Genomic DNA, 5,912 nt, shown 5'->3' on the forward strand with positions numbered 1-5,912 from the left:
ACCAGACTCGCCTTCGAGAACAACGAGCATCAGGCGGCACGGCAAGATTGGGCCGAATACGGAACGTCCGATTCCGGGCGAACGGTTAAAGCCCGCTTCCCACCCAACCCGGTCGTTGGCCTCTGCCTCGACAGCCTGGGAGCGGACCTTCCGAGAGTCTGCAAAGAGTCGACTCCCGCCTTGGCGCCGGAGTCCGCCAGTGTTGCATTCGACACTTCGAAGCGGACGGGCGGCTCTCAGTCTGAGCTGGCTGCACGAGGCGACCCGTTCAAGCTGCCGCCACCCTCAATACTGCACCGCCGCCTGCACCCCCAAGACCACCGCGTTCTTCACCCGCCCGGCATTGGCATCGCGCGGGTTGGCGATGCCGCCGCCCGGGTGGAGGATCACCTGCAGGTCCGGCTGCACCGTGAAGCCCGGCACGACCACCGCCTGATAGGTTGCCTCGATGACGCTCTCCGCGCGCCGCCGCGGCATCGGCTGCCCGGTCACACGGATCGTGTCGTTGTCGGCGCGGCGCGCATCGTCGCTGAGCCGGGCATGGGCCACGCTCACGCCCACCGTATCGTCGTCGCGGCCGGGGATCAGGCCCTTGTAGGCGAGGCCCGTGTCGACATAGGCCGTGACCAGGCTGGAGCGCGTCGGCGAGTAGGCGGCCCGGACGAAGAAGCCGAGGCCCTCGTCGTCCTTGCCGGCCTCCCGGTACAGGGTCTGGTCGTAGACGGCGTAGAGTCCGGCATTGCCCCGCAGGGGGCGGCCGATGCCCGTCGCGTTCGGGTCGGCGAGCGGCAGCCCGGTGATGTCGGTGCGCAGGCTGTCGAACCGCCCGAAATGCTGCCAGCCGCCCAGCGTGATGTCGCCCGGCAGGCCCTCCGAACCGGGCTTGGTGTTGTAGGCGTAGGTCGCCTCCGCCAGGACCAGCGCCGGATCGTGCACACGGAAGTTCGTGCCGGTGCGGTTGAGGCGCTGCGCCTCCGGGTCGTCGCCGGGGCGGTTCGCGCCGGCGGGATCGCCGTCATAGAGCCCGACCTGCAGCGAGAAGCCGTTGCCGGGTACGTATTTGGCGCGGATCGCGGGCGCGGCCAGCGGATAGGCGGGACCCCCGCTCGGCAGGTTCAGACCGGTGATGGCGGGCCAGCCGAAGGTGGAGTTCACGAACGCCGTCGCGGTCTGGCTCACGAAGAACTCGGTGTCGGCGGCCTGCTGCCCGATCCGCAGGCCGAGCGTGTTGTCGAACAATTGCTGGTCGTACCACAGCACGTAGAGGCGGCTCGAGGGCAGCGCCTCGATCACGCTCGCCTCCAGCAGGTTGCCGACGTAGTAGCGCGACAGGCCGGTGCCGTGGATGAAGTAGGCGTTGGCGTGGACCGTCGCCCCCTCCCAGCCCGCGAGGCGCTCCAGATCGAGGTTCAGCCTCAGGTTCAGCCGATCGCTCACCGCCGTCCCCCGGCGGACGCCGCCGCTCGGGTTGCCGAGCAGGTCGGCGATGTAGGTCAGGCTGTACTCGATGCCGCGCGCCTTCAGCTCCGGGCGAAGACCGAGCGGGTCACCGAGCGGTCCCAGCGACGGCTCGATCGACCGCGTGTAGCCGCCGGATGCCTGGCTGGTCGATTCCGGCTGCGAGATCGAGATCCGCGGATCGCCACCCGCGCCCTCGTAGACCGGCCGGCTCTGCTCGGCCCGGGCCGTCGTCGCGCCGACGAGGCACAGCGCGAGGGCGATCGTCGGGCCGCGGCTCGGACCTGAGATCAATCTCCGCATGAGGCCGCACGGCTCCGACCTGGTCTGCATCGATGCGGATCTCATGCGCGAGACGGCTCCACGATACGTATCGCAGCGTTCGCGCCGGACCTGTCACCTCAAGACGACAGGATGCTGGCAAACAGCTTCCCGACGCCGCCGGCGCAACAGACGGCCCGGATTTCACCGAGGCGCGCCCGCAAGCCAGTCCTCGTTCGCCGACCGTCGCGCCTCGGCGGGATTGTCTTTCATCTCGACCTGCATCGGCGGGGAGCCCTCGCGCTTTTCCGGCTCCCCTGAGCGGCCTCTTCGTCATATATCCGCCCACAACACCAACGATTTGGGCCGCATCGCGGGCCGAGACTGCGTTGTCCGTCCGCCTGCCAGGGGAGAGTTTCCAGTGATCGACGTCAAGCGGTGCATCACCCTCACGGCCGCAGCGCTTGCGGCACTCGCCGGCGGGGCGGGGGCGGTTCAGGCGGCCCAGTGCGGCAACACGGCCGCGGGCTTCGAGAACTGGAAGCGGGAGTTTTCGGCCGAGGCGCAGGGCCGGGCCAGCGCCGCGAGCCTGCAGGCCCTGGCCGGCACCTCCTACTCGACGCCGACCATCGCGGCCGATCGCGGCCAGCACAGCTTCAAGCTGTCGCTGGAGCAGTTCATGGCCAAGCGCGGCGCGGCGACCATCGTCTCGCAAGGGCGCAAGATGAAGGCCACGAACGCCGCCCTGTTTTCCTCGATCCAGCAGCGCTACGGCGTGCCCGCCGGCCCGCTGATCGCGATCTGGGGCATGGAGACCGGCTTCGGCCGCGTGCGGGGCAACGTCAACACGCTCTCGGCCGTGGCGACGCTCGCCTACGATTGCCGCCGTTCGGCCTACTTCACCGACCAGCTCTACGCGGCGCTCCAGCTCGTCGACCGCGGCGTGCTCACGGCCTCGACCCGCGGCGCGGCCCATGGCGAGGTCGGCCACACCCAGTTCCTGCCGAAGAACATCCTGCTCTACGGCACCGGCGGCGACCTCAACAATGTCGGCGCGGCGATGACCTCGACGGCGAACTTCCTGAAGGGCCACGGCTGGCAGCCCGGCGCCGGCTACGGCCCGGGCCAGCCCAACTTCGCCGCCCTGCAGGGCTGGAACGCGGCCTCCGTCTACCAGCAATCCCTCTCGATCATGGGCCGCCAGATCGACGGCGGCGGCGAGTAGTTTTCCTACCGGCCCGACCGCTGTCGGCCGATGCCTTCGGACATCCCCGGCCGTCGTTGCTTCGCTCCGCTCGCAATGACCGCATAAGGCTTCGAGGCGATCGATCGAAAACCGAAATTGATCCGAAGGGCCCGGCGATCCGCCGGGCCCTTTTCGATTCAGCGTCACGGTGCCGGGCGGGCGGTGACTGCGTAGGCCGCGGCGCCTCCCTCGGCGCCTGCGAAAAACCGCCCCGCTTCGGCCCAGATTGACCACGCTGTCGCCCCACAAAAGCCGGGCGACCTCGGCTGTTTGAGGCCTGCCGGATGCAGTGGGCCCGATAGAGGGCCGGCATCCGTGCCGCGACGAGGGGCCCATAGACCGCATGGAACACGCTGCACCCCCGCCGGACGTCCGCGCCTCCCGCCTTGCCCCTGCCAGTCGCCGCAGCCCTGTCCTGCTGCGCGGGGCGCTGGTCGCGATGACCGGCCTCGGGATCGTCGCCGGGCTGTCCTACTCCAGCCGAATCGCTCCCATCGGCGCTGCGACGCCCCCCGGCCCCGTCGCCGAGGTCCCGCAGGCCGGCCCGGCCCTCGACTACGAAGCGATCAACCTCCTGCGCGGCGCGCTCCTGGCCGCGGTCGCACCGCCCCCCGACATGCCGGCCGAGGCCGCCCCGGCGGCACCCGAGATCGCGACGAACGAGTCCTTGCCGGCCGAGACCGCCACCCCGTTCGCCCGGCAGGAGCCCGCCGAATCGGACATCGGGACCGACAACCGTCTGGCCCAGACCGTGCCGCTGCCGGTGCCGCGCCCGCCGGAACTCCGCGGCCCGAACCCGCTGCAATATTCCACCCGCGGCCGCGCCTCGCGCCGCGTCGCCGCCGTGGCGCCGCAGGCGCCGGCGGAAGACACGCGCTCGTTCTTCGACAAGCTGTTCGGGGTCGCCCCGGCGCCGCAGAGTCCGGCACTCGCCTATGCCGCCCTGCAGCAGCCTCCGGCCGCCTCGGCGATCCCGCGTCAGGTCGCGCCGGCGCCGATCCCGCCCTCGGGCGGCGGCGTCGCCGTCTACGACATCAGCGCCCGCACCGTGACCCTGCCGAACGGCGAAAAGCTCGAAGCCCATTCCGGCCTCGGCGAGAGCATGGACGATCCGCGCTCCGTCGCCACCAAGATGCGCGGCGCGACCCCGCCCGGCGTCTACGATCTTACCGAGCGGGAGGCCCTCTTCCACGGCGTCCGCGCGATCCGCCTGAACCCCGTCGGCGGCGCCGCCGCGATCTACGGCCGGGCCGGGCTCCTCGCCCACACCTACATGCTCGGCCCGAACGGCGCCTCCAACGGCTGCATCTCGTTCCGCGATTACAACAAGTTCCTCCAGGCCTATCTCAGCGGCCAGGTCGCCCGCGTCGTCGTGGTGCCGGGCAACGGCCAGGACACGCTGCCGAGCGTCGCCTCGCGGGGCACGGTGCGGACGGCCAAAGCGGGCGAGTGACGGTCAGTGGTCGGGATCTGAGGTTCTTGGCGACGACTTGAGTCGGTTTTCGACCCATCTCGGACATTGACGGATCGTGGAGCGTGGTTGTCGGTCGGTAGATCGACTATCTTGCCTTATCGTCATCAATCACATTTAATCTTTGAAGTTGTCAGCTTCAATCAACGAGTACGATACTCGCCCAGAGAGGCTAACATGCTTGGCATATTACCTACGCTTGGACTTCAGGTTTACGCTGCCACGCTAATTGCCCTTTCAAGCATAAATATTCTCTTTGACAGCAACATCAAGGCTAAGAAAGTCCCCATGCAGTGGGACTTTAATGGCATGCCCGCATGGTTTGCCGATAAGCAAATTGGTTTATGGTTTCCCGTAGTGATTTTTTTCGTAGGAACCACTCTACAAGGCCAGAAGCTCATCGACGCCTAATTGGTCGGACTATGGTGCACCATTGGCCTGCTGCACACTGATGATTGTCGTGCACTACTGGCACATATCGAAGATCGTATTCTGGTCGCAAAATCAATCTTGAGACCCGCATGCGGGGCCGCTTTCCACCCCGAGCGGAAGTTGCGGGACGGCCGACGAATGGCTGATTACGGGAAGCGCGCATGGCGATCCAGGCGACCGCGTTGGGCCGCAAACGGGAAGGCCGCTCAGGGTGGGTTTCCGCCAGTCCGCCTAAGGGTGGCAACGCAAGGAAGCTGCCGGCGTCTCCGCTCCCGCTTACGACCCTGGCTGTGTAAAAACGGTTTGCGATTATTAGAGCGTACTGTCTTTCAACGGAATCGGGGTTCATGGGGTGGGGCCGGTGTGATTCCTTCTGATCTTTGGAGGCGGAGGTCGGACTGCGATGACCCAACGTATTCGGAGGATCTGCGCGAGCGCGCCCTGGCCCGCTACGAGGCCGGCGAGACGATCCGGGCGATCGGCGAGGCTTTTTGCATCAGCCCGTCCTGCGTCTCGAAGTGGCGCAAGCTCAAGCAGGAGACGGGTGCGCTGACGCCGGGTCAGATTGGCGGACACAAGAAGCCGGTGCTGTCGGGTGAGCCGGGCACCTGGCTGGCTGATCGGGTCCGCCGTGAGCGGTTCACGCTACGGGGCCTGGTGGCGGAACTGGCCGAACGCGGCGTGAAGGCCGACCGGCGCGCGGTGTGGGTGTTCGTGCGGGCTCAAGGACTGAGCTTAAAAAAAACTCTGCGGGCTGCTGAGCAGGATCGGCCCGACGTCGCCCGTAAGCATTGACGCTGGCGGTGGCATCAGGCCAAGGTCGATCCGCGCCGGCTGGTCTTCATCAACGAGACCTGGGTCAAGACCAACATGGCGCTGCTGCGGGGCTGGGGACCACGCGGGAAGCGCTTCGAAGCTAAGGTCCCGCACGGGCGCTGGCGCACGCTGACCTTCATCACGGCGCTCCGTCACGACCGGGTCGCCGCGCCCTGGGTCATCGACGGGCCGATCAACGGCAACATTTTCCGTCGCTACGTCGAGACC

The 5,912-nt window shown here is 67.8% G+C and carries 5 protein-coding genes; 4 read left to right on the forward strand and 1 reads right to left on the reverse strand.

Going from position 1 to position 5,912, the window contains the following annotated elements:
* Nucleotides 1-285 precede the first annotated feature (285 nt).
* Entirely contained in the window at nt 286-1,761 is a 1,476-nt protein-coding gene (locus tag MHA02_RS21640) for a carbohydrate porin (RefSeq protein ID WP_147082632.1), read from the reverse strand.
* 379 nt (nt 1,762-2,140) lie between these two features.
* Here MHA02_RS21640 and MHA02_RS21645 point away from each other — a divergent pair, with 379 nt between their 5' ends.
* The 4 genes from MHA02_RS21645 (at nt 2,141) to MHA02_RS23025 (ending at nt 5,663) form a co-directional block, all read left to right on the forward strand.
* Nucleotides 2,141-2,944 carry a lytic murein transglycosylase gene (locus MHA02_RS21645; RefSeq protein ID WP_238180547.1) on the forward strand — a complete coding sequence of 268 codons (804 nt, stop codon included), beginning with the start codon at nt 2,141-2,143 and terminating at the stop codon, nt 2,942-2,944.
* Between the two features lie 364 nt (nt 2,945-3,308).
* Complete coding sequence (locus MHA02_RS21650; RefSeq protein ID WP_238180546.1) at nt 3,309-4,418, forward strand: DUF2778 domain-containing protein; 1,110 nt, start codon at nt 3,309-3,311, stop codon at nt 4,416-4,418.
* A 195-nt stretch (nt 4,419-4,613) separates the two neighbouring features.
* A complete protein-coding gene (locus tag MHA02_RS22355; RefSeq protein WP_170249434.1) occupies nt 4,614-4,847 on the forward strand; it encodes a hypothetical protein in 234 nt (77 codons plus the stop codon).
* A 384-nt stretch (nt 4,848-5,231) separates the two neighbouring features.
* Nucleotides 5,232-5,663 carry a helix-turn-helix domain-containing protein gene (locus tag MHA02_RS23025; RefSeq protein ID WP_170249436.1) on the forward strand — a complete coding sequence of 144 codons (432 nt, stop codon included), beginning with the start codon at nt 5,232-5,234 and terminating at the stop codon, nt 5,661-5,663.
* The last annotated feature ends 249 nt before the right edge of the window (nt 5,664-5,912 follow it).

Origin of the sequence: Methylobacterium haplocladii (genome assembly GCF_007992175.1) — a bacterium.
Taxonomy (GTDB): domain Bacteria; phylum Pseudomonadota; class Alphaproteobacteria; order Rhizobiales; family Beijerinckiaceae; genus Methylobacterium; species Methylobacterium haplocladii.